This window comes from Aeromicrobium choanae (assembly GCF_900167475.1).
GTDB lineage: Bacteria > Actinomycetota > Actinomycetes > Propionibacteriales > Nocardioidaceae > Aeromicrobium > Aeromicrobium choanae.
Genome location: NZ_LT796768.1, coordinates 3,134,369 through 3,157,192, shown reverse-complemented (window position 1 = coordinate 3,157,192; position 22,824 = coordinate 3,134,369). Strand labels below are relative to the sequence as shown.

At 70.6% G+C, this 22,824-nt stretch carries 27 protein-coding genes; 6 read left to right on the top strand and 21 right to left on the bottom strand.

Annotated features, from left to right (window positions below):
* The first annotated feature begins 26 nt into the window (after positions 1-26).
* Positions 27-980 (top strand): GlxA family transcriptional regulator, encoded by a 954-nt coding sequence (locus B5D60_RS15335; protein WP_078700965.1) that lies wholly within the window; start codon positions 27-29, stop codon positions 978-980.
* A gap of 10 nt (positions 981-990) precedes the next feature.
* Here B5D60_RS15335 and B5D60_RS15330 read toward each other — a convergent pair whose 3' ends face one another.
* Genes B5D60_RS15330 through B5D60_RS15320 form a run of 3 tightly spaced genes read right to left on the bottom strand, consistent with a single transcriptional unit; the run spans position 991 to position 2,622 of the window.
* A complete protein-coding gene (locus B5D60_RS15330; protein ID WP_078700964.1) occupies positions 991-1,383 on the bottom strand; it encodes a VOC family protein in 393 nt (130 codons plus the stop codon).
* Complete coding sequence (locus B5D60_RS15325; protein WP_078700963.1) at positions 1,380-1,661, bottom strand: ArsR/SmtB family transcription factor; 282 nt, start codon at positions 1,659-1,661, stop codon at positions 1,380-1,382. Before B5D60_RS15325 ends, B5D60_RS15330 begins: the two co-directional genes overlap by 4 nt.
* Positions 1,662-1,707: 46 nt before the next feature.
* Complete coding sequence (locus B5D60_RS15320) at positions 1,708-2,622, bottom strand: pseudouridine synthase (RefSeq protein WP_078700962.1); 915 nt, start codon at positions 2,620-2,622, stop codon at positions 1,708-1,710.
* 56 nt (positions 2,623-2,678) lie between these two features.
* Here B5D60_RS15320 and B5D60_RS15315 point away from each other — a divergent pair, with 56 nt between their 5' ends.
* Positions 2,679-3,254, top strand: coding sequence for a dihydrofolate reductase family protein (locus tag B5D60_RS15315; protein WP_078700961.1), 576 nt, complete (start codon positions 2,679-2,681; stop codon positions 3,252-3,254).
* Here B5D60_RS15315 and B5D60_RS15310 read toward each other — a convergent pair.
* Positions 3,244-4,149 (bottom strand): sigma-70 family RNA polymerase sigma factor, encoded by a 906-nt coding sequence (locus B5D60_RS15310; protein WP_078700960.1) that lies wholly within the window; start codon positions 4,147-4,149, stop codon positions 3,244-3,246. The genes B5D60_RS15315 and B5D60_RS15310 overlap by 11 nt on opposite strands.
* A 77-nt stretch (positions 4,150-4,226) precedes the next feature.
* On the opposite strand from B5D60_RS15310, the gene B5D60_RS15305 reads away from it, so the two are divergent.
* From B5D60_RS15305 to B5D60_RS15295, 3 genes are all read left to right on the top strand, one after another.
* Positions 4,227-4,607, top strand: a complete 381-nt coding sequence (locus tag B5D60_RS15305) for a DoxX family protein (RefSeq protein WP_078700959.1) — start codon at positions 4,227-4,229, stop codon at positions 4,605-4,607.
* A gap of 38 nt (positions 4,608-4,645) precedes the next feature.
* A complete protein-coding gene (locus B5D60_RS17360) occupies positions 4,646-4,888 on the top strand; it encodes a DUF1272 domain-containing protein (RefSeq protein WP_078700958.1) in 243 nt (80 codons plus the stop codon).
* Positions 4,889-4,979: 91 nt separating this feature from the next.
* Positions 4,980-6,128 carry an HNH endonuclease signature motif containing protein gene (locus B5D60_RS15295; RefSeq protein WP_078700957.1) on the top strand — a complete coding sequence of 383 codons (1,149 nt, stop codon included), beginning with the start codon at positions 4,980-4,982 and terminating at the stop codon, positions 6,126-6,128.
* Here B5D60_RS15295 and cimA read toward each other — a convergent pair.
* From cimA to infC, 9 genes are all read right to left on the bottom strand, one after another.
* On the bottom strand, positions 6,107-7,708 hold the full coding sequence (cimA, locus tag B5D60_RS15290) for a citramalate synthase (RefSeq protein ID WP_078700956.1): 1,602 nt from the start codon (positions 7,706-7,708) through the stop codon (positions 6,107-6,109). The two genes, B5D60_RS15295 and cimA, sit on opposite strands and share 22 nt — an antisense overlap.
* A 152-nt stretch (positions 7,709-7,860) precedes the next feature.
* A complete protein-coding gene (aspA, locus tag B5D60_RS15285) occupies positions 7,861-9,294 on the bottom strand; it encodes an aspartate ammonia-lyase (protein WP_078700955.1) in 1,434 nt (477 codons plus the stop codon).
* Between the two features lie 36 nt (positions 9,295-9,330).
* Complete coding sequence (gene pheT / locus B5D60_RS15280; protein WP_078700954.1) at positions 9,331-11,841, bottom strand: phenylalanine--tRNA ligase subunit beta; 2,511 nt, start codon at positions 11,839-11,841, stop codon at positions 9,331-9,333.
* Position 11,842: 1 nt separating this feature from the next.
* Positions 11,843-12,946 (bottom strand): phenylalanine--tRNA ligase subunit alpha, encoded by a 1,104-nt coding sequence (gene pheS, locus B5D60_RS15275; protein ID WP_078700953.1) that lies wholly within the window; start codon positions 12,944-12,946, stop codon positions 11,843-11,845.
* Positions 12,947-12,967: 21 nt separating this feature from the next.
* The gene (locus B5D60_RS15270; RefSeq protein WP_078700952.1) at positions 12,968-14,005 is read right to left on the bottom strand and encodes a sensor histidine kinase; all 1,038 of its coding nucleotides are present in this window, start codon (positions 14,003-14,005) and stop codon (positions 12,968-12,970) included.
* Between the two features lie 9 nt (positions 14,006-14,014).
* On the bottom strand, positions 14,015-14,803 hold the full coding sequence (locus B5D60_RS15265; RefSeq protein WP_078700951.1) for a TrmH family RNA methyltransferase: 789 nt from the start codon (positions 14,801-14,803) through the stop codon (positions 14,015-14,017).
* A 19-nt stretch (positions 14,804-14,822) separates the two neighbouring features.
* Positions 14,823-15,215, bottom strand: a complete 393-nt coding sequence (gene rplT, locus B5D60_RS15260; RefSeq protein WP_078700950.1) for a 50S ribosomal protein L20 — start codon at positions 15,213-15,215, stop codon at positions 14,823-14,825.
* A 39-nt stretch (positions 15,216-15,254) separates the two neighbouring features.
* The gene (gene rpmI / locus B5D60_RS15255; protein WP_078700949.1) at positions 15,255-15,449 is read right to left on the bottom strand and encodes a 50S ribosomal protein L35; all 195 of its coding nucleotides are present in this window, start codon (positions 15,447-15,449) and stop codon (positions 15,255-15,257) included.
* Between the two features lie 2 nt (positions 15,450-15,451).
* Entirely contained in the window at positions 15,452-16,210 is a 759-nt protein-coding gene (gene infC / locus B5D60_RS15250; protein ID WP_331712488.1) for a translation initiation factor IF-3, read from the bottom strand.
* Positions 16,211-16,383: 173 nt separating this feature from the next.
* On the opposite strand from infC, the gene B5D60_RS15245 reads away from it, so the two are divergent.
* Positions 16,384-17,385 carry a GNAT family N-acetyltransferase gene (locus B5D60_RS15245; protein WP_078700948.1) on the top strand — a complete coding sequence of 334 codons (1,002 nt, stop codon included), beginning with the start codon at positions 16,384-16,386 and terminating at the stop codon, positions 17,383-17,385.
* Here B5D60_RS15245 and B5D60_RS15240 read toward each other — a convergent pair.
* From B5D60_RS15240 to ribD, 8 genes are read right to left on the bottom strand one after another with little or no spacing between them, the layout of a single operon-like run.
* A complete protein-coding gene (locus tag B5D60_RS15240; protein WP_078700947.1) occupies positions 17,382-17,870 on the bottom strand; it encodes an SseB family protein in 489 nt (162 codons plus the stop codon). The genes B5D60_RS15245 and B5D60_RS15240 overlap by 4 nt on opposite strands.
* On the bottom strand, positions 17,867-18,289 hold the full coding sequence (locus B5D60_RS15235) for a PH domain-containing protein (RefSeq protein ID WP_078700946.1): 423 nt from the start codon (positions 18,287-18,289) through the stop codon (positions 17,867-17,869). The genes B5D60_RS15240 and B5D60_RS15235 overlap by 4 nt, the downstream gene beginning before the upstream one ends.
* A 2-nt stretch (positions 18,290-18,291) precedes the next feature.
* Positions 18,292-19,137 carry an ATP phosphoribosyltransferase gene (gene hisG, locus B5D60_RS15230; protein ID WP_078700945.1) on the bottom strand — a complete coding sequence of 282 codons (846 nt, stop codon included), beginning with the start codon at positions 19,135-19,137 and terminating at the stop codon, positions 18,292-18,294.
* Between the two features lie 10 nt (positions 19,138-19,147).
* Positions 19,148-19,411: a phosphoribosyl-ATP diphosphatase gene (locus tag B5D60_RS15225; RefSeq protein ID WP_078701480.1), complete on the bottom strand. Its 264-nt coding sequence runs from the start codon at positions 19,409-19,411 to the stop codon at positions 19,148-19,150.
* A gap of 10 nt (positions 19,412-19,421) precedes the next feature.
* Positions 19,422-19,901, bottom strand: a complete 480-nt coding sequence (ribH, locus tag B5D60_RS15220; protein ID WP_078700944.1) for a 6,7-dimethyl-8-ribityllumazine synthase — start codon at positions 19,899-19,901, stop codon at positions 19,422-19,424.
* A 1-nt stretch (position 19,902) separates the two neighbouring features.
* Complete coding sequence (locus B5D60_RS15215; RefSeq protein ID WP_078700943.1) at positions 19,903-21,147, bottom strand: bifunctional 3,4-dihydroxy-2-butanone-4-phosphate synthase/GTP cyclohydrolase II; 1,245 nt, start codon at positions 21,145-21,147, stop codon at positions 19,903-19,905.
* Entirely contained in the window at positions 21,144-21,743 is a 600-nt protein-coding gene (locus tag B5D60_RS15210; protein WP_078700942.1) for a riboflavin synthase, read from the bottom strand. Before B5D60_RS15210 ends, B5D60_RS15215 begins: the two co-directional genes overlap by 4 nt.
* Entirely contained in the window at positions 21,743-22,813 is a 1,071-nt protein-coding gene (gene ribD / locus B5D60_RS15205) for a bifunctional diaminohydroxyphosphoribosylaminopyrimidine deaminase/5-amino-6-(5-phosphoribosylamino)uracil reductase RibD (protein WP_078700941.1), read from the bottom strand. Before ribD ends, B5D60_RS15210 begins: the two co-directional genes overlap by 1 nt.
* Between the last annotated feature and the right edge of the window lie 11 nt (positions 22,814-22,824).

Here is a 22,824-nt window from a genome sequence, read left to right as displayed (position 1 = left end):
CATCTATCGATGAGATCGGGCCAGTCGTGCGCATCGTCGTCCACGCCTTCGAGGGCATCACCATGTTCCACCTCGCGGCACCGCTGCTGGTGTTCGGCGAGGTCGGTCGCCAAGGGCTGGCCGAGGGCTGGGACCCGGTGGTCTGGACAGCGGACGGCAAGGGGATCCGCACCGCGGAGGGACCTCGGATCGAGGACGTCTCCGGACCCGAGGTGGTCGAGGAGGCCGACCTCGTCGTCCTCCCGTCCTGGCCGACCGACCTCCCACCCGCCGATCCGGTGTTGATCGGCAGCCTGCGCGCGGCCCGGGATCGCGGCAGCAGCGTCGCAGGGCTGTGCCTGGGCGCGTTCCCGCTCGTGGACAGCGGACTCGCCGACGGACGGGACGTCGTGACGCACTGGGGTGCGGTCGATCGTCTCCGGACACGGCGGCCCGGCTTGGGCGTGAACGCGGCCGCCCTGTACCTCGATCACGGAGACGTCCTCACCTCGGCGGGCACGGCCTCGGCCATCGACGCCTGCCTCCACGTCGTGCGCACGCGTCTCGGCTCGGAGGCCGCGGCCACAGTGGCGCGCCAGCTGGTCGTGGCGCCGCACCGTGAGGGAGACCAGGCCCAGTACGTGGCCCGCCCGATGCCCGAGCCCGGCGGCGTGGGCGACCTCGGGCCCACGATCGACTGGGCGCTGAGCCGGCTCGACGAGCCACTCTCGGTCGACGACCTGGCCGCCCACGCCCGCATGAGCCGGCGGAACTTCACCCGCCGCTTCGTGGAGTTGACCGGTTCCACCCCGGCCCGCTGGGTCCTCCAGCGCCGACTCGACGAGGCGCGACGCCTGCTGGAGACGACCGACTGGCCGATCGCACGCATCGCCGACGCCTGCGGCTTCGGCAGCGTGGTGACCTTCCGGCAGAACTTCTCCGCGTCCTACGCGACCACTCCCACCTCGTATCGGCAGCGCTTCTCACCTCGCCCTGAGTGACGCGAGCGACTCAGGCGTCCTTGAACTGGGCCAGTTGGAGGAGGTTCCCGCAGCCGTCCTCGAACACGGCGATGATCACCGGGCCGACATCGGTCGGCGGCTGACTGAAGGTCACGCCCGACGCGACGAGTCGTTCGTGCTCGCGCTCCACGTCGTCGACACCGAGCATGCAGAACGGGATCCCGTCCTCGAGCAGCGCCGCCGTGAACGAGGCCGCTGCCGGATGCGCCTTCGGCTCGAGGGAGACCTCCGTGGCGTCCGGGCTGTCACCGAGGCGCACGGTGAGCCATCGGTGCTCGCCCATCGGCACGTCGGCGGTCACCTCGAAGCCGAGTGTGCCCGTGTAGAAGTCGACGGCCCTCTGCTGGTCGTCGACGAAGATGCTGACCGTCTGCAGTTTCATTTCGGTTCCTCTCGTGGTGGCCATCGCTCAGCGATCTGGGCGAGCGGCGTGGTGTCGATCGTGTGCAGCTTGTAGCGGCCACGGCGTTCCGTCCGCACCAGACCTGCGTCCTCCAGGACGTCGAGGTGCTGCGAGACCGCCTGTCGGGTGGGTGTCAGCCCGTGCTTCATCGCAAGACGCGAGCACAGCTCGAACAAGGTCTGCTCGTCCCGCTCCAGGAGCTCGTCCAGCAGAGCACGACGCGTCGGCTCCGCGATGGCCCTGAAGACGTCACCCACATCCGCAGATTATGCAAGTGGTCACTTGCCTGTCAATCGCTCCCGTTCAAGGGCGGAGCGGAAAGGTCCGGTCACTGACGAAGCGGCGATCGGCGCCGTCCACCGGGTCGGTGAACCGGAGCTCACTCGCGATGAGCTGGAGCGGACGGGAGAAGTCGTCGACCGACGCGTCCGTGACCGTCGGGTAGAGCGGATCTCCGACGATCGGGCTGCCGAGGCCGGCCAGGTGGAGGCGCAGCTGGTGCGTGCGGCCCGTCCTCGGCGAGAGCCGGTAGACGGCCAGGTCCCCATCACGGGCCTCCATCTCGACCAGCGTCTCGGCGTTGACCGGGGCATCGGGGACGACCTCGGCCCGCAGCGCGCCGCGCTCCTTGCGGAGGTGGTTGCGGACCACGACCGGCGACTCGAGCGCGGCCTGCCACGCCGCCAGGGCGCGGTAGGTCTTGCTGACCCGGCGGTGCTCGAAGAGGGTCTGGTAGGGCCCGCGCCAGCGGCGCTCGGTCGCCATCAGCAGCACCCCGGAGGTCACCCGGTCGAGCCGGTGCAAGGGCGTCAGCTCGGGCAGGTCGAGCTGCGCGCGGAGCCGCACGACGACGCTCTGCACGACATGCTGGCCGCGAGGGATCGTCGACAGGAAGGCCGGCTTGTCGACGACGACGATCCGCTCGTCGCGGTGCAGGATCCGGATCTCGCCGGGCACCTCGACCTCGTCGCGCAGGTCGCGGTGGAACCACACGAACGTGTGCGGCGCGTAGGGGTCGTCCGCTCCCACGGGCCTCAGGTCGTCGTAGACGAGCCGCTCGTCTGCCAGCATCTCGCCAACGTCCGCGTGCGCCGCGAGCCGGTGCTCCAGCCAGGCCGCCATCGTCGGCCACGGCGGACCGTCCTGGTGCCGATCGGGCGTCCGCATCCACGCTGCCGCCAGACCGTGACGGGACGGCAGCGGAGATCGTGGGGGCATGCCCCGAGTCTAGGCGCCGCTGGCGGGCGTCCCGATCTCTGTGGCAGGTTGGGCCCATGGGTGGACGACGAGTCGTTCTCTACACGCTGACCTCGATCGACGGGGCGGTCGACGAGCCCGGGGCCTACTTCCCTGACGATCACGTCGACCACCACGGTGCGCCGGCATTCGATCCGGTGCTCATGGAGATGGAGACGGCCCTGACGGACCGTCAGGACGCCGTCCTGCTCGGCCGGAACACCTACGACGAGTGGTCGGGGTACTGGCCGAGCTCCCAAGAGCAGCCCTTCGCCGACTTCATCAACGGGGTGCGCAAGTACGTCGTGACCTCGACGCCGCTGGCCCGGGAATGGGGCGAGGTCACGACGTTCACCGGCGCGCTTCCCGGGATCATCGCCGAGCTCGTGGCCCGGCCCGGGCGCGACATCGGCGTCCACGGCAGCATCCAGCTCGCGCAGTCCTTGCTCGCCACCGGCCTGGTCGACGAGCTGAACCTGGTCGTCGGGCCGACGCTCGATCCCACCGGTCGTCGACTGTTCGCCGACGTCCAGGCACTGCGCCGGCTGCGGCTGACGAGCGCGTCACCGACGCCCAACGGCTCCGTGTGGCTGACGTACGACCTCAGGTCGTGAAGCCGTCCGACTCCGGCTGATCGGCCACCACCGGGAGATCGATCCTGTCGAGGACCTTCCGGTCGAGGATCGACACGATCCTGGTCATCCGTCCACCCTCGACGGTGCAGCTCATCAGGCTGACCAGCGCGCCGTTCGGCCCCCACGCCGCGATTCCGGGCTGATCGTCGACCAGGACCCGTCGGGCGGTGATGCGCGACGGGTCGCCGTGCTGGACCGCACGGAGGATCTCAGCCGTCCCGAGGCCCACCGTGACCCGGTGCGAGGTGTGGATCTCCCACCGCAGCTGCGGATCGAGAATCTCCAGCAGTGCCGCGAAGTCGCCCTCGCGCGCCGCCGTGAGGAAGGCGTCGACGACCGCACGCTGCTCGCCTCGACTGCTGCGAGGTCGCACCGTGTCCCCCGCGCCGTGCACCTTCCGGCGGGCGCGACTGGCCGTCATCTTCGCCGCATCGGCGCTCTTGCCCAGGATGGGGCCGATCTGCGCGAAGGGAACGGCGAACAGGTCGTGCAGCACGAACGCCAACCGCTCGTCGGGGCCCAGCGTCCCGAGCACGACGAGGAGCGCGATCCCCACCGAGTCGGCCTGGAGAGCTCGCTCCTCCGGTGCGTCGGCGACGGTGTCCTCGGCCACGTCCAGCTCGCTCAGGTCCAGCTCGTAGGGGAGCTCGGCGGTGCGCGACCGCAGCACGTCGATGCTGAGTCGCCCCACGACCGTGGTCAGCCAGGCGTGGACGTTCTCGATCTTCCCGGGTTCCTGACGCGCTAGCCGTACCCAGGCCTCCTGGACGACGTCCTCGGCGTCGGCGCGGCTCCCGACCACTCGGGTCGCGATCGCGACCAGGCGGGAGCGGTCCGCCTCGAAGAGGTCGGCCAGGTCGTCGTCGGGGTCCATCGGTTACCTCTTCTCGCTCGGGTCCGTCATCTCCATGACGTGCCCAACCGCGTTCAGGTAACCACGAAGGAGAACCCATGAACATCGTGCTGTGGATCCTTGCCGGAGCACTCGCCCTCGCGTTCACCGCCGGGGCTCTCGCCCAGCTGACCAAGACCAAGGAGAGCTACCGCCGGCTCGGGCGCAGCCAGTACTGGGTCGACGACTTCACCTCCGGGCAGATCAAGGCCATCGGCACCACCAAGCTCATCGGCGCCACAGGGCTGATCCTTCCTGCGGCGCTGGGGATCGTGCCGGTCCTGACACCGGTCGCCGCGTGCGGCCTGGCGCTGTTCATGTCCGGCGCCGCGACCACCCGCTTCCGCCGGATGGAGTGGAACTACCTGCTCGGCGACCTGGTCTTTCTCGGTCTCTTCGCCTTTCTCGCCTGGGGGCGCTTCGTCCTCGAGCCCTTCTGAGGAACACCTGAGGCCGCGAGACGCGCAAGAATGGCCGAATGCTGGAACTGCGCCCGGGATGCGAATGCTGCGACACCGATCTGCCCCCGAAGGCGATGGACGCGATGATCTGCACCTTCGAGTGCACGTGGTGCGCGCGATGTGCCGAGACGTGCCTGCACGGCGAGTGCCCGAACTGCGGCGGTGACCTCCAGCGCCGCCCCGTGCGTCCTGCCGCGCATCTCAGCGCGAATCCCGCGTCCACCGAGCGGGTCGTGCAGCCAGGACTCCATCGGGCGTAGCTCGTCGCATCACGAAACTGGAACCGCAGGGGGAATCGTGCTCGTGCAATGACCCAGGACCGGTGTCGGTGGGGCTCACTACGTTGGGTGCATGACCTCGGAACTCACCGCTCGCGCGCTCGACGCGGCGCGTCGCGCCCGCGCGGTGGCGGAGTTCGAGGAGTGGAAGCTCATCGCCGCGCACCACCGCCGGCGGGTCGCCGAGATCGATCGATCCGACGAGATCGTCCTGGGCAAGGACCTGGCGCGGCGCGAGGTCACGCTCGAGATCGCCCAGGCATTGAGGGTCACCGAACATCGGGTGTGGGCGATCGTGTTCGAGGCCGAGACGCTGCGCGAGCGCACGCCACTCGTCTGGGACGCGTTCCGGCTCGGCGACCTCGACGCGGCGCGTGCCAGTGCGATCGCCGACACCGCCGAACGCCTCGTCGAGCGCGAGAGCTGGGCCAAGCTCGAGACCACCGTCGTCGACTACGCCACCACCCACACCATCAGCGAGCTGCGGGCGTGGCTGCGGCGCTTCCGTGCCCGCATCGAGCCCGAGGAGACCGCAGAGGAGACCGCGAAGGCCCTCGACGAGCGCCGCGTGTCGGTCACCCACCTCAGCGACGGCACCAGCTGGCTCAACGCGCTGCTGCCCACGGGGGTCGCCATCGCCGCTGCCGAACGACTCCGCAAGGCAGCCAAGGCCGAGCCCTCCATCGACCCCGAGACCGGCCTCCGCGACACGCGGACCCGCGACCAGAAGCAGGCCGATGTCCTCGGTCAGTGGCTCACGTCCTGCACCGGCACCACCACCGACATCCGCGCCGAGATCGCCATCAGCATCGCCGCCACCGACCTCATCGGCCTCACCGGCGGCCCCGGGATCACCCGCGACGGCGAGCCGCTCGGGCCAGCGTGGGTCCGCGAGCTGGCGGCCAGCGAGCACACCGTGTTCCGGCGACTGGTGCTCGACCCGGTCGGCGAGATCCTCGACACCACGATCATCGGCTACCGGCCCACCGAGTCCCTGCGACAAGCGCTGCACTGGCGCGACGGCACGTGTCGAGTCGCCGGATGTCGGGCTCCCGTGTTCGAGACCGACCTCGATCACGCGAAGGCCTACGACTCCGGCGGCCAGACCTCAGCGAAGAATCTCCGCTGCCTGTGCCGCAAGCACCACAACATGAAGTCCCACGGTCACCTCGACGACCGCCACCTCGACGCGCCCGTGCGCTACAGCGCAGCGACCCCGTGAGAGCGCAGGCCATACGTCAGCGCGTCCACGAGCGCCTCGAACGACGCCTCGATCATGTTCGGACCCACGCCCACGGTCACCCACGAGCTCTTGCCGTCCGTCGTCTCGATGAGGACGCGCGTGACGGCGTCGGTGCCGTGGCCCTGGTCGAGGATCCGCACGCGGAAGTCGATGAGGTGGAACTGGGCCACGTCCGGGTAGATCCGCTCGATCGCCTGGCGCAACGCGTGGTCGAGGGCGTTGACCGGACCGTTACCCTCCCCCACCACCGCCGTGCGGGTGCCACCGGCCACGACCTTGACGATCGCCTCGGCACCGCCGTCGCCGGCCGAGCCCGCGATGACGCGCCACGACTCGACGTCGAAGTACTCCGGACGGCGACCCGTGACCGCCTCGGTCAGCAGCAGCTCGAACGACGCGTCGGCCGCCTCGAACGTGTAGCCGTCCTGCTCCATCTGCTTGACCTGCTCGGTGATGCGGGTGAGCAGCTCGTTGTCGCCCGAGAGGTCGAAGCCGAGCTCGCGGCCCTTGAGCTCGATCGTCGCGCGACCGGCCATCTCCGAGACGAGCAGGCGCATGTCGTTGCCCACGAGCGCGGGCTCCATGTGCTGGTAGAGGTCGGGATCCACCCGGATCGCGCTGGCGTGCAGGCCCGCCTTGTGGGCGAATGCCGACACGCCCGTGTACGGCTGGCGCGCCACCGGCGGGTAGTTCGTGATCTCACTGATCGCGTGCGAGATGCGCGTGGCGTCGGCCAGCACGCCCTCGGGCATCACGCTCATGCCCAGCTTGAACTCCAGGTTGGCCACGCACGTGACGAGGTCGGCGTTGCCCGTGCGCTCGCCGTAGCCGTTGATGCAGCCCTGCACGTGGGTGGCGCCGGAGCGCACCGCCTCGATCGAGTTCGCGACCGCGCAGCCGGTGTCGTTGTGTGCGTGGATGCCCAGTCGCGCGCCCGTCGAGGCCAGCACGTCGGCCACGATCTCGCCCACCTGGTGCGGCAGCATCCCGCCGTTGGTGTCGCACAGGACGGCCACCTCGGCGCCCGCCTCGATGGCGGTGCGGACGACCTCCAGCGCGTAGTCGCGGTTGTCGAGGTAGCCGTTGAAGAAGTGCTCGCAGTCCACGAACACCCGCTGGCCCTCGGCCCGCAGGTACTCGACCGTGTCGCGCACCATCGCGAGGTTCTCCTCCAGCGTGGTCCGCAGTGCCTTGATGACGTGCTGGTCGTGGCTCTTCGCCACGATCGTGACCACGGACGCGCCCGAGTCGCGGAGCGCGGCGATCAGCGGGTCGTCGGCCGCGGCGACCCCGGCACGGCGCGTGGAGCCGAACGCGGCCAGCGTGGCGTGCTTCAGGTCGAGCTCCTTGGCGGCCAGCGCGAAGAACTCGGTGTCCTTGGGGTTCGAGCCGGGCCAGCCGCCCTCGATGTAGCCCACGCCGAGGTCGTCGAGGTGCTGCGCGATCGCGAGCTTGTCCTGCACGGAGAGGTTGAGCCCCTCCTGCTGGGCGCCGTCGCGCATCGTCGTGTCGTAGACGTGGAAGTCCGCCGGGTCGTGCTTCCCGAAGGTGGTGCTCATGGTCGTCCTGCTGTCTGGTCGGGCCAAAAAAAAGCCTCCCGGGTACGGGAGGCGGCGCGTCTGGGATGAGGATTCAGACGCGCTTTCCAATGATGATCACGAAGGTGGTCATGGCGACAGGGTACACCCCTGCCGCCACGCCAGCTCACCCCTCACACGCCGCCGGAACGGTCGGCCGGCTTCGGACCGAGGTGGGCCAGCGTCTCCGGTCGCAGGATCCGCTCGAGCTCGTCCTGCGGCAGCAGGCCCTTCTCCAGCACGAGCTCGGCCACGCCGCGGCCGGTGGCGAGCGCCTCCTTGGCCAGCTCGGTCGCGGTCTGGTAGCCCAGGTACGGGTTGAGGGCCGTGACCAGGCCGATCGAGTTCGCCACCTCCATCGCGAGGTGCTCGGTGTTGGCGGTGATGCCCTTGACGCAGTTCTCGGTCAGGGACGTGATGGCCGTGCGCAGCCGGTACAGCCCGGCCGACAGCGAGTAGCAGATCACGGGCTCGAAGGCGTTGAGCTGCAGCTGGCCCGACTCGGCCGCCATCGACACGGTGACGTCGTGCCCGATGATCTGGAACGCCACCTGGTTCACCACTTCGGGGATCACCGGGTTCACCTTGCCGGGCATGATGCTCGACCCGGCCTGGCGCGCCGGCAGGTTGATCTCGCCCAGCCCCGCGCGCGGCCCCGACGACAGCAGCCGCAGGTCGTTGCAGATCTTCGACAGCTTCACCGCCACCCGCTTGAGAACGCCGGACATCTGCACGAACGAGCCGCAGTCCTGGGTGGCCTCGATGAGGTCGACGGCCGTCACCAGCGGGAGGCCGGTGATCCGCGAGAGGTGCTGACGGGCCAGCGGGACGTATCCGTCCGGTGCGTTGAGCTGGGTGCCGATCGCGGTGGCGCCGAGGTTGATCTCGTGCAGCAGCATCACGGCCTCGCGCAGCCGCGTGCGGTCCTCGGCGATCATCAGCGCGTACGTGCCGAACTCCTGGCCGAGCGTCATCGGCACGGCGTCCTGCAGCTGGGTGCGGCCCATCTTGAGCACGTCGTGGAACTCCACGGCCTTCGCGGCGAAGGCCTCCTGGAGGTCGCCCATCGCGGCGATGAGGTCGTGCGTCGCGTTGATGACGGCGATCTTCACGGCCGTCGGGTAGACGTCGTTCGTCGACTGGCTGAGGTTGACCTGCTCGTTGGGGTGCAGTCGCATGTAGTCGCCCAGCGGGTGACCGAGGATCTCGAGGGCGCGGTTCGCGATCACCTCGTTGGCGTTCATGTTCGTGGAGGTGCCGGCACCGCCCTGGATCACGTCGACGACGAACTGGTCGTGCAGGTCGCCGCGACGGATCTCCTGGCACGCCTGCACGATGGCCGCGTGCCGCTCGTCGTCGAGCAGGCCGAGGTCGTGATTCGCCTCGGCGGCGGCCTCCTTGACGGCGGCGAGCGCCTGGGGCAGGTACGGACTGATGGCGATGGGGACACCGGTGATCGGGAAGTTCTCCAGGGCGCGCAGGGTGTGCACGCCCCAGTAGACGTCCGCCGGTACCTCACGTTCTCCGAGCAGGTCGTGCTCGATCCGAACGCGTGTGATCTCGGTCATACGCCCATCCAATCACCCGGACAGGCCGGGCGCCGGTCAGCGCAGCTCGGCTCCGAGTGTCGCGGCGGCTGCCACGATCCGCTCGCGCGCGGCCTTGATGTCGGCGTCGGTCAGCGTGCGGTCCTCGGCGCGCAGGCGCACCTTGAACGCGAGCGACTTGCGGCCCTCGCCGACCTGGTCGCCGGTGTACACGTCGAACAGGCGCACCGACTCCAGCAGCGGGCTGGCCGACGAGATCGCCGACTCCAGCTCGCCCGCGGTCAGGGCGGAGTCCACCGTGAAGGCGAAGTCCTCCTTCGCGACCGGGAAGGCCGAGAAGTGGGGCTTCGGGCCGATCGCCGGCGCAGACTCGATCAGGGCGTCGAGGTCGAGCTCGCCGGCGGCCACGCGGCCCGGGAGACCGTAGGTCTCGGCCACCTGCGGGTGCAGCTCGCCGACGTGGCCGACGACACGGTCGCCGATGCTCAGCCGGGCGCAACGGCCCGGGTGGAAGGGAGCGAGGCTCGCCGCCTCCACCGTCAGGTCGACGTGCAGGTTCGCCGCGACGCGCTGGGCGATCGCGAGCGCGTCGGTCCACGCGACGGCGCGTCCCGGGCCGGTCCAGCCGGAGCGCGTGCGCTCCCCCACCAGCACGAAGCCGGTGTGGCGGGGCTGCTCGGGCAGGGCGGCGTCGAGGGCCGCGAGCTCCTCGTCGGTGGGGCGGCGGTCGACGCCCAGGATCGGTGCCACGGGGCGGCCCTCGCGCGGGTGGAACACCCGGCCGATCTCGCTCAGGGCGACCGACTCGTGGCCGCGGCCGATGTTGAGCGACGCCGCTCGCAGCAGGCCGATCAGGAGCGTGGGCGTGAGCCCGGGCTCCTCGGCCGACAGCGGGTTTGCCAGCCGGACGAGGTCGCGTCGCGCATCGTCGGCGGGCAGGCCCAGCTTCTCGAGGTCGGCGGGCCCGACGAACGGCAGCGTGGTGACCTCGACGAGCCCGGCACCGGCGAGCACGTGGCCCACCCGGCGGCGCAGCTCCTGGTCGCGCGAGAGCCCACGGCCGCCCGTGGGCGTGGGCAGCACCGAGGGGACGTTCTCATACCCGGCGGTGCGCAGCGCCTCCTCGACGAAGTCGTAGGGGTCGTTGAGGTCGAAGCGCCAGGACGGCGGGGTGACGGTGAAGCGATCGCCGGCCAGCTCGACCGTGCAGCCGTTGCGCTCGTAGGTGTCCTGAGCCTGCTCGGGCGTGATCGGCAGTCCGCTGATGCGGGCGGGCAGATCGGAGGAGAACGTGACCGGCTTCCGCGCGGGCGCGGTCCCCACGACGGTGGCACCGGGCGCGAGCGTGCCACCGGCCAGCTCGACCAGCAGCTCGGCGACCCGGGCCGCGCCGACGAGCGGCAGCGCCGGGTCGACACCGCGCTCGTACCGCTTGGCGGCCTCGGACGGCAGCTTGTGGCGCTTGACCGCGCGGAAGATCGTCACCGGATCCCAGTAGGCGGCCTCCACGAGGACATCGGTCGTCGTCGCGTCGATCTCGGTGTGGTCGCCACCCATGACGCCGGCCAGTCCGATCGGCCCGGACGCGTCCGCCACCAGCAGGTCCTCGGTCGTGAGGGCACGGTCGACGCCGTCGAGCGTCGTGAGCCGCTCGCCCTCGGTCGCGCGGCGCACCACGATCTCGCCGTTGACCTTGGCGCGGTCGTAGCAGTGGTTCGGCTGGCCCAGCTCGAGCATCACGTAGTTGCTGATGTCGACGGTGAGCGAGATCGGACGCATGCCGGCGTCGGCGATGCGCTTGGCCATCCAGGCCGGCGTGGTGGCCGACGGGTCGATGCCCTCCACGACGAGCGTGGTGAACACGGGGCAGCCCGTGGGGTCCTCGACGCGCACTGGGTAGGCAGCGGTGTCGGTGGACGGGACCTCGCGGTCGGCGGGATCGGTGAACGGCACGTCGAACGCGAGAGCGGTGTCGCGAGCCACGCCGCGCAGGCTCAGCGCGTAGGCGCGGTCGGGGTTGACCTCGAGGTCGAGCGTCTGGTCGCCGAGGCCCAGCAGCGCGATCGCGTCGTCGCCGGGCTCGGCCGAGCCGGCTGGCAGCACGACAATGCCGTGGGCCGAGGTCTCGTCCTCGGCCAGGTCCAGCTCGGTGGTGGAGCAGATCATGCCGTCGGACACGTGGCCGTACGTCTTGCGCGAGCCGATCTCGAAGCCCAGCGCGGGCAGGTACGTGCCGGGCAGCGACACCACGACGAGGTCGCCCACGCCGAAGTTGTGGGCGCCGCAGACGATGCCGCGCGACGGCACGTCCTCGCCGGGGGCGTCGGGAACGGACGGATCGTTCTGCGCGCCGACGTCGACCCGGCACCAGTTGATCGTCTTGCCGTTCTTCTGCTCCTCGGGCGAGATCGCCAGGACGCGACCGACGGTCAACGGGCCGCTGAGCCCGCCGCCCACGATCTCCTCCAGCTTGAGGTCGTACATCGTCAGGCGATCGGCCAGCTGCTCCGTCGTGACGGCGTCGGGAAGCTCGACGAGTGACCGCAGCCACTCCACGGGGACACGCATGTCAGAGACCAACTCCGAACGGCTCGGTGAAGCGGACGTCGCCGTCCCAGAGATCGCGCAGGTCGGCGATGTCGTAGCGGCTGGTGACGGTGCGGTCCAGGCCCATGCCGAACGCGAAGCCCGAGTACTCCTCGGGATCGACGCCGCACGCGACCAGGACACGCGGGTTCACGACGCCGCAGCCACCCCACTCGACCCAGCCCTCGCCGCCGCACGTCCGGCACGAGGCGACCTCGGCGGGATCGTTGTGGCACACGTAGCAGAGCAGGTCGACCTCGGCGCTGGGCTCGGTGAACGGGAAGTACGAGGGACGGAACCGGGTGGTGATCTCGGTGCCGTAGACCGCGCGCGCGAAGTGGTCGAGCGTGCCCTTGAGGTGGGCCATCGACAGGCCCTTGTCGATCGCCAGGCCCTCGACCTGGTGGAAGACCGGCATGTGCGTGGCGTCGGCCTCGTCGGTCCGGTAGACGCGGCCCGGGCAGACGATGTAGATCGGGGGCTGACGCGTGAGCATCGTGCGCGCCTGCACCGGCGAGGTGTGGGTGCGCAGCACCATCGCGGCCGACTCGGGATCGAGCCAGAACGTGTCCTGCATCGTGCGCGCCGGGTGGTCGGGGCCCAGGTTGAGGGCGTCGAAGTTCAGCCACTCGGCCTCCACCTCGGGACCTTCGGCGACCTCCCAGCCCATCGCGACGAAGATGTCGGCGACGTGCTCCTGGATCGTGGTGATCGGGTGGCGTGCGCCCACGGGCTCGACGTCGACCGGCAGCGTGACGTCGACGGTCTCCTCGGCGAGGCGACGCTCGAACTCGACGGCCTCGACCTCGGCGGTGCGGGCGGCCAGCGCCTGGTTGACGGCGCCGCGCGCCTGGCCGACGCGCTGGCCGGCGTCCTTGCGGGCCGCGGGCGGCAGCGCGCCGATCTCGCGGTTGGCCAGCGCGAGGGGCGAGCGATCGCCCGTGTGGTCGATGCGCACCTGCTTCAGGGCGTCGAGGGACTCGGCCGCGGCGATGGCCGCGAGGGCCTCGTCACGCATGCGTTCGACCTCGTCGGCGCGCAGGGGCGTCACCTCGACCGGGTCGTAGTCGGAATTGGGCGCAGACACGCCCTCGAGTCTATCGGCGCGTCAGGACGCCATGGTGTCCGGCTCGTTCACCGGGAACCACACGCAGATCGACGCTCCCCCGTCGTCGGCGTCCTCGATGATGATCGAGCCGCCGTGCTGGTCGACGACGCCGCGCACGATGAACATGCCGAGGCCGCTGCCGGCGCCGGGACCGGACCTCCAGAAGCGGCTGAAGATGCGGACGCGGGACTCCTCGGGGATGCCCGGTCCGTTGTCGACGATCCGCACCACCACCCCGTCGATGTCGCCGCGCGGCTCGGACGCCACGACGAGCTCGCGCAGTCCCTCGCCGTGCCGGATCGCGTTCTCGATGAGGTTCGTGAGCACCTGGGTGACGCGGTCGGCGTCGCCCCACACGACCGGGACCTCGCTCGCGACGCGGGGCTGGGGAGGCTCGTCGACCGCGGAGAACACCGAGTTCAGCACCCGGCCGGCGAGCTCGTCGAGCCGGACCGGCTCGGTGCGCAGGGAGAGTCGTCCCGCGTCGATGCGCGCGGCGTCGAGCAGCTCGGTGATGAGCCGGCTGAGCCGGTCGGCGTCGGCATCGATGGTCTGCAGCATGAACAGGCGCTGGTCCTCGGTGAACGCGTCCCAGCGGCTCAGCAGGGTGGCCGAGAAGCCCTTGATGCCCGTCAGGGGCGAGCGCAGCTCGTGGGCGACCGTGGCCACCATGTCGGACTTCTGCCGGTCGCGCTGGAGGCGCACACGCGCGTTGCGCATGCTCACGATCACCTTGATGACCCGGCCCGCGGGCCGCTCGCGCACGAGGGAGGCGGTGATGAGGTACTCGCTGCCGCGCGGGGAGTACCAGGAGGACTCGCTGATGCGCTTGCGGATCGCGAGCCCGTCGTACGGGTGGACGGAGTCGAACCAGCTGTTGCCGGCGAGGTCGTCGAACGGGACCGCGTCCCGCAGGTCCATGCCGATCATCTCGTCGCCCTCGGCGCGCGCCCAGTACCGGACCCACTTGTTGGCGAGTGTCACCTTGGCGTGCTCGTCGGCGACGATGATGCCGTCAGGGAAGTCTTCGAAGGGCACGGCCAGAGCCTAGCCCTGCTCGCGCGCTGAAGCGTAGAGGCAGACCGCCGCGGCCGTGGCCAGATTCAGGCTCTCGGCACGGCCCAGGATGGGCACGTGGACCACCCGGTCGGCGGCGGCAGCCCACTCCGCCGGGAGGCCGTGCGCCTCATTGCCCATCATCCAGGCGGTGGGCACGGTCAGGTCGAGGTCGGCATCGAACAGGCCGGTCTCGCCACCGCCGTCGGCGGCCAGCACCTGGCAGCCTCGGCGCTGCAGCTCGGCGATGACGGCCTCGACGTCGCGCTCGACGGCGATCGGCAGGTGGAACAGGGAGCCCGCGGTGGCGCGGACGACCTTCGGGTTGAGGGGGTCGACGCTGTCGCCGGCCACGACGACGGCCGCCGCTCCGGCCGCGTCGGCGCACCGGATGACCGCGCCCAGGTTCCCGGGGTCGCGGATCTCGGCGCAGACCACGACGAGCCGCGCGTCCTGCGGGACGTCGGCCAGCGTGGTGAGGATCGAGTGACAGCGGGCCACGAGCCCCTGCGGGGTGACCGAGTCGGCGATCTCCTCGACGACGTCGTCGGTGACGACGTGCCACGACTCGGCACGCTCGGCCAGCTCGGGGTACCGCTCGGTGGCGTCGACGGTGGCGAACACCTCGATGACCGCGCCCGGCGCGTCGAGCGCCTCACGCACGGCCTGGGGACCCTCGGCGAGGAACTCGCCGGTCTTCACCCGGAACGCACGCGTGGCGAGCCGCCGAGCGGTCTTGACCCGTCCGGAACGGACGGTCAGATCGCCGGGGCTCGCCACGTGGGAACTGAGCCTGAGCTCAGACGGCCGAGTCGGCCTTGGGAGCGTTGACGTCCTCGGGGAGGTTCGCCTTGGCGACCTCGACGAGGGCGTTGAACGCCGCGATGTCGTTGACGGCCAGATCCGCGAGGATCTTGCGGTCGACCTCGACCTCGGCGGCCTTAAGGCCTTGGATGAAGCGGTTGTACGTGATGCCCTGCGCACGCGCGGCGGCGTTGATGCGCTGGATCCAGAGACGACGGAAGTCGCCCTTGCGAGCCTTGCGGTCGTTGTACGAGTAGACCAGCGAGTGGGTGACCTGCTCCTTGGCCTTGCGGTACAGGCGCGAGCGCTGTCCGCGGTAGCCGGAGGCCCGCTCGAGGATCTCGCGGCGCTTCTTCTGCGCGTTCACTGAACGCTTGACGCGTGCCACAGTGTTACTCCTTCAAATCTTCGTAAAGTTCGGGGGCGCTCAGAGACCGAGCAGCTTCTTGACCTGCTTGGTGTCAGCCTTCGACACCGACGTCGTGCCGTCGAGGCGACGCTTTCGGGTCGAGGACTTGACCTCCAACAGGTGGCGGCGGTTGGTCTGCTCGCGGCGGAGCTTGCCCTTGCCGGTGATCTTGATGCGCTTCTTCATGCCCGAGTGGGGCTTGAACTTCGGCACGGTTATGCCTCCATGTCTGGATCGAGGTTCTCGGAGCGCCGGCGAGGCTTCTTCGGCGGCGCTGTCTTCTGGTGTTCTTCGCGATGGACCTTCTCGGCCACGGCCTCGGCTTCGCGCTCAGCCTCGCGGGCGGCGGTGGTCACGGCCTTCTCGGCCTTGACCTCGGCCTGCGCCTCGGACTTCTTCTTGTGAGGTCCAAGCACCATCGTCATGTTGCGACCGTCCTGGCGGGCGTTCGACTCGATGAAGCCGAGATCCTCCACGTCGGCGGCGAGCTTCTGCAGCAGCCGGAACCCGAGCTCGGGACGGTGCTGCTCGCGACCGCGGAACATGATCGTGATCTTGACCTTGTCTCCGGCCTTCAGGAACCGCACGACGTGACCCTTCTTGGTGTCGTAGTCGTGCTGGTCGATCTTCGGGCGGAGCTTCATCTCCTTGATGACCGTGTTCGTCTGGTTGCGTCGCGACTCGCGCGCCTTCTGGGCGGCTTCGTACTTGAACTTGCCGAAGTCCATGAGGCGGCAGACCGGGGGCCGGGCCTGGGGGGCGACCTCGACGAGATCGAGATCGGCCTCGGCGGCCAGGCGCAGGGCATCTTCGATGCGAACGATGCCGACCTGTTCACCGCTGGGTCCGACGAGCCGGACCTCCGGTACGCGAATGCGCTCGTTGACGCGCAGATCTGTGCTGATGGATCCTCCTGAGATCGGGTTTGGAGGACACGAAAAAGGTGGCCTCCGTCGAAGCGAAAGCCACCACACGCACCGTACGGTGCCGCACGCCGCGAGATCGTCCGAGAACGACCCGCAGCGGGTGACCCCCGGATCCTTGAACCCGGCAGGTGGGAGTGACCTCCACTTCGATCAACCATGCTAGCAGCCGAATCCTTCCCGGAGGAAATCGGGACGAAACACCGGCGGGTCAGACTGGTCGCATGATGTGGCGCGTGCGGACGACCCTGGAGAACCGGCCCGGCATCCTGGCCGAGATCGCCCTCGCGTGCGGACAGGCTGAGGTGAACATCGCGAGCATGCAGGTGTTCCCCGGCGACCCGACCGTGACGGACGAGTTCGTGGTGAGCGCGGCACCGGGCATGACCGACCTGCAGCTGGCCGAGGTCTTCGAGAAGGCCGGCGGCACGCGGGTGGCCGTGACCCGGACGGGCCCCGACGCCCTCGACGACGAGGCGACCCGCTACCTGCGCGGCATGCACGAGGTGCTGGAGGGCGGGCGGGACGTCGAGAGCGTGCTGCGCGACCTCCTGGGCACGACGCCCCCGGACGTCCTGGACTACAACGGCCACGACGTGCTCGACCTGCAGCGCCGCAACGGCACGAGCCTGAGAATCAGCCGGGCGGTCCCCTTCACCCCGGCCGAGCGGTCGCGAGCGCAGGCGCTGCTCTCCCTCGTCAGCGACGCGGGGATGGACGTACCGCTGCTCCAGCCGGCCGAGCGGACCCCCCTGCCCCTCACGCGCCGGGCCACCCTCGCCGACATCGAGGGTGTCGCCGCCCTGCACCAGCGCTGCAGCGCGGAGACGATCTACCACCGGTACCAGGCACCGCTGCGCATGCCGATGACCACCCGGCTGGCCCGTCGGCTCGTCGTTCCCGACAGCGGCCTGGCGATCGTCGTGCAGTCGGGGCTGGACATCGTCGGGCACGGCCTGGTGGAGCAGGTCGAGGACCGGTGGACGTTCCACCTGATCGTCGAGGACGCGTGGCAGGGCCGGGGCATCGGCACGATGCTCGTCAAGCAGGGCGCCGGACGGGCGAGGGCGCTCGGCGCGCAACGGCTCACCTTCGTCACGGCCACCGCGAACGACACCCTGCTGCGCACCGTGGGGCGGGCCGGATTCGTCGCCCGGGTCGAGCGGCACGACGGGAACGTCCACATCACGGTGCCGCTGGCGGGCGTGTCACCGCTGCAGGACTAGTCGCCCGCCGGCTCGATCCAGGCGGTGCCGGCGGCGGTTCGCACCAGCACGTGCTCGGCGGCGACGTGCTCGAGGTCCTCGGTCTCGACGACGCCGAAGGTGGGCTGTCCGAGATCGAGCAGCATGGCCGAGGCGCCGTCGGCGAGCGCGGCCCGGGCGGCGTCGCGGCCGAAGACGGGAACGGGACGCGAGGTCGGGTTCCAGCGGCTCATCGTCTCCAGCGAGCTGAACGCCAGCAGTGCGGTGCGACCGTCGGCGCCGGTCATCAGGACCGCCGCCATGTCGGAGTTCTTGTCGCTGCCGTCGGTGGCCCGCTCCCCCAGCACCGCGACGACCGGGACGAAGACCCGCGCCGTGCCGAGCGTGGCGAGCAGCGTGGTGTCGTCGGTCAGGTCGAGCGAGGGGTCGACGCCGCCATCGTCGCCGGGGAACGCCGGCTCGGCCAGGGAGCGTCCGCCACCCCAGGAGTCGTCACCGTGGCTCATCGCACGTGACCGGACAGCCAGGTCACGGCGTCGCGCGCCGGATCGCCCTCGCTGCCCTGGATAGCGAACAGCGCGAAGCGGCGGCCGTCCTTCGTCTCGACCGTGGGCCACGGCGTGCCGGGGCGCATCGACACCACGGAGATCTCGTCCCAGCGCAGCGTGCGACGGCGCCAGCCGTTGACGAAGGTCAGCCCAGCGTCGTCCGCCGTGACGTGGCTGCGCGAGACGAACAGGGCGAACAGCGCCACGAAGCCGATGAGCACCCAGATCGTGACGGTCTGCGAGGTCGTGAACTTGTACTCCTCGGGCAGGCGGATCCCGATCATCGCGGCGAGGACGGCGAGCACGACGACGCACGCCCACATGACGACGATGACGCCGATGGGGCGGAACGTGCGCCGCGAGGAGGACTGGCCCATCGTCAGATCCGGCACGACAGGATGTCCGTGACGAGGATGCCGCGGCCGCCGAGGGCGTACAGCTCGTCCATGATCTTCTGGGTGGCCTCGCGCGGGACCATCGCCCGGACCGCGACCCACCCCTCCCGATGAAGGGGCGACACCGTGGGCGACTCGATGCCCGGGGTCAGCCGGACGGCCTCGTCGACGTTCTGGACGCGGATGTCGTAGTCCATCATCACGTAGGTGCGCGCCACGATCACGCTCTGCAGGCGGCGCTGGAACACGTCGACGCCCGCGGGCACCTCGGCGGCCGACCGCGCGATCAGCAGCGCCTCGGAGGTGAGGATCGGGTCGCCGAAGACCTCGAGGCCCGCCTGGCGCAGCGTGGTGCCGGTCTCGACCACGTCGGCGATCGCGTCGGCGACACCGAGCCGGATCGAGGACTCCACCGCGCCGTCGAGGCGCACGACCTGGGCGTCGATGCCGAGCCGCTCGAGGTGCGGACGCACGATGCCGGGGTACGACGTGGCGATGCGGCGGCCCTGGAGCTCGGACTCGCTGGTCATCTGGCCCTCGGGGGCGGCGAACCGGAACGTGGAGCCCGCGAAGCCCAGCTCCATGACCTCGTCGGCCTTGGCGCCGGAGTCCAGGAGCAGGTCGCGGCCGGTGATGCCGACGTCGAGCGTGCCCTCGCCGACGTAGATGGCGATGTCGCGCGGACGCAGGTAGAAGAACTCGACGTCGTTGTCGGCGTCGACGGTGACGAGGTCCTTGGCGTGGCGACGCTGGCGGTAGCCCGCCTCGGTCAGCATGGCGGCGGCGGCTTCGGACAGGGCGCCCTTGTTGGGGACGGCGACCTTGAGCATGTGGGGCTTCCTAGAGGTGGGAGTAGACGTCATCGAGGGAGATGCCAGCGGCGATCATCATCACCTGCGCGTGGTACAGCAGCTGGCTGATCTCCTCGGCCGCACGCGCAGGTCCCTCATGCTCGGCGGCCATCCACGACTCGGCGGCCTCCTCCACGAGCTTCTTGCCGATCGCGTGCACGCCCGCGTCGAGCTCGGCGACGGTGCGCGAGCCCTCGGGGCGGGAGGCGGCCTTCTCGGACAGTTCCGCGAACAGGCCATCGAACGTCTTCATCGTGGTCATCCTATCGGCGGGGCGTCAGGCCCCGGACGGTCGCCCATGCCGAGAGCGCGGCCTCGGCGGCCTCGCGCCCCTTGTCCTCGGGCGATCCCGGCAGGCCGGCGCGGTCGAGCGCCTGCTGCTCGGTGTCGCACGTGAGCAGGCCGAAGCCGATCGGCACGCCGGTGTCCAGCGCCACGCGGGACAGCCCGTCGGTGGTCGCCGCCGAGACGTACTCGAAGTGGGGCGTCCCGCCCCGGATGATCACGCCGAGCGCGACGACCACGTCGTAGCCGGCGTTCGCGCAGGCCTGCGCGATGATCGGCAGCTCGAAGGAGCCGGGCGCCCGCAGCAGCGTCGTGTCGGTGACGCCGGCCTCCTTCAGCGCGCGGTCGGTGCCGGCGATGAGGCCGTCCATCACCACGGTGTGCCAGCTCGACGCGACGACGGCGACCTTCGCGCCGCTGCCGTCGACGGTGATCTCGGGTGCTCCGTGTCCGGCCACGTCAGATCTCCTCGTCGAGCTTGAGGTCGGGCAGGTCGTGGCCCATGCGGGCGGCCTTGGTCTGCAGGTAGCGCAGGTTGTCGGGCGTGGGCGCGATGACGACGGGCAGCCGCTCGGCGACCTTGACGCCGTACTGCTCCAGCTGGGTGGACTTGTCGGGGTTGTTGGTCAGCAGGCGCACCGAGGTGACGCCGAGCTCGCGCAGGATCTGCGCCCCGGCGGCGTAGTCGCGCTCGTCCTCGCCGAAGCCCAGCGAGAGGTTCGCGTCGACCGTGTCCTGGCCCTGGTCCTGCAGCTCGTAGGCACGCAGCTTGTGCAGCAGGCCGATCCCGCGGCCCTCGTGGCCGCGGAGGTAGACCACGATGCCGGCGCCGGCGGAGACGACCTCGGCCATCGCGGCCTCCAGCTGCGGGCCGCAGTCGCAGCGGCGCGAGCCGAAGACGTCGCCGGTGAGGCACTCGGAGTGCAGCCGCACCAGCACGTCCTCGGTTCCGGGCTCGCCGTGGACGAGGGCCACGTGCTCGGCGCCGTCGATGCGGTCCTTGAAGCCCATGGCGCGGAACGTGCCGAACTCGGTGGGCAGGTGGGCGTCGGCCAGGCGGGTGATCTGCGACTCGTGCAGGCGCAGGTACACCTGCAGGTCGGCGATCGAGACCAGGGCGAGATCGTGCTCGTCGGCGAACTCGCGCAGCTCAGGCGCGCGCTTGAGCGTGCCGTCGTCGTTCATCACCTCGCCGATCACGCCGGCGGGGGTCAGGCCCGCGAGGCGGGCGAAGTCGACCGCGGCCTCGGTGTGGCCGGCGCGCTCCAGCACACCGCCGGGCTTGGCGCGCAGCGGCACGATGTGGCCGGGCTGCACGAGCTCGAACGGCTCGGTGGCCGAGTCGGCGAGCACGCGGCACGTGCGCGCCCGGTCGGACGCCGAGATGCCGGTGGTGACGCCGTCGCGGGCGTCGATCGACACGGTGTAGGCCGTGCGCAGCCGGTCGCGGTTGTGCGGGGTCATCAGCGGGATCGCCAGCCGGTCGAGGATCTCGCCCGTGATCGGCGCGCAGACCAGGCCGCTGGAGTAGCGGACCAGGAACGCCATCAGCTCGGGCGTCGCCTTGGAGGCGGCGAAGATGATGTCGCCCTCGTTCTCGCGGTCCTCGTCGTCGACGACGACGATCGCCTTTCCGTCGCGGATGTCGGCGATCGCGCGCTCGATGCTGTCGAGGCGGACTCCGGTGTGCTGCTCCTCGATCATGAGTGAGCTCCCTTCTCGAGCAGTCGCTCGACGTACTTGGCGATGACGTCCACCTCGAGGTTGACGCGGTCGCCGGGCTTGCGGGTGCCGAGCACGGTGTCGGCCAGGGTGGTGGGGATGAGGGAGACGCTGAACCAGTCGTCACCGGCCTCGACCACGGTGAGCGACGTGCCGTCGACCGTGATCGAGCCCTTGTCGACCACGTAGCGCGCCAGCTCGGCCGGCAGGCTGAACCGGACGACCTCCCAGTGCTCGCTCGGGGTGCGGTCGATCAGCGTGGCGGTGCCGTCGACGTGGCCCTGGACGATGTGGCCGCCCATCCGGGCGCCGGCCTGCATCGCGCGCTCCAGGTTGACGAGGGATCCTGCCTCCAGGTCGCCGAGGCTGGTGCGGTCCAGCGACTCGCGCATGACGTCGGCACTGAACGTGTCCTCGGTCGGGTCGATCACCGTCAGGCAGCAGCCGTTGACCGCGATCGAGTCGCCGTGTCCGGCGTCCGACGTGACGACGGGTCCGCGGATCGTGATCCGCACCGCGTCGCCGAGGTCGTCGAGGGCCACGACCGTGCCCTTCTCCTCCACCAAGCCCGTGAACATCAGTTCGTGCCCTCGCTGTCAGGTTCCTCGATCGGTGTGTCCATGTCCTCGCGCGGCATCCGGCCCGGCGTGCCGACGATGCGGATGTCGGGACCGACCATCCGCAGGTCGGTGATCTCGATGGGGCGGATGTCCGCGAGCGTGGTCGCCTCGCCCTCGAGAGCGGCGCGGCCGGAGCCCAGCATCGCCGGAGCCATGTAGCCGATCACGCGGTCGATGAGGCCCTCGCCCCAGAACGCGCCGGCGAGCCGGGGTCCGCCCTCGAGCCAGACGTGGTGGATGCCCGCGGCCTGCAGCTCGGCGAGCACCACGTGCGGGTCGCGCGAGTGGATCTGCCGCGTGGGGGCGACGCGGTCGAACACGCGGTAGTACGCGGGGATCTTCGACTCCCCCACGACGACGCGCAGCGGCTGGCGGTCGTACGGCAGGGGCAGGTCGGAGGCGTCGCGCACCGTGAGTCGCGGGTCGTCGGCGAGCACGGAGTAGGTGCCGGCCATGATGGCGTCGCACTCGGCGCGGAACACCTGGACGTCGCGGCGTGCCGTCTCGCTGGTGATCCACTTGCTGCTGCCGTCCGGAGCGGCGCTGAGTCCGTCGAGCGTGGCCGCGTACTTCCACGTGACGAACGGCCGCCCGTGGAGGTGGCGGTGGGACCAGAAGCGGACCAGCTCGTCGGTCTCGTCGGCCAGGACGCCGTCCTCGACCTCGAGGCCCGCCTCGACGAGGACCTTCGCTCCCCCGGCGCCCTCGGCGGGGTCGGTGGTGCCGAAGACCACGCGGGCGACCCCCGCGGCGATCAGGGCCTGCGTGCAGGGGCCGGTACGGCCGGTGTGGTTGCACGGCTCGAGGGTGACGACGGCGGTGGCGCCGCGGGCGCGGTCGCCCGCGAGCTGGAGGGCGTCGACCTCGGCGTGCGGCGTGCCCGCGCCCCGGTGGACGCCCACGGCGATCTCACGGCCCTCGTCGTCGAGCAGCACGCAGCCGACCGGCGGGTTGGGCAGGGTGCGACCCACGGCGCGGGCGGCCTCGACGGCCCGGCGCATCGCGTCGGTCTCGGTCTGACTGGCCACCGGTCTCCCTT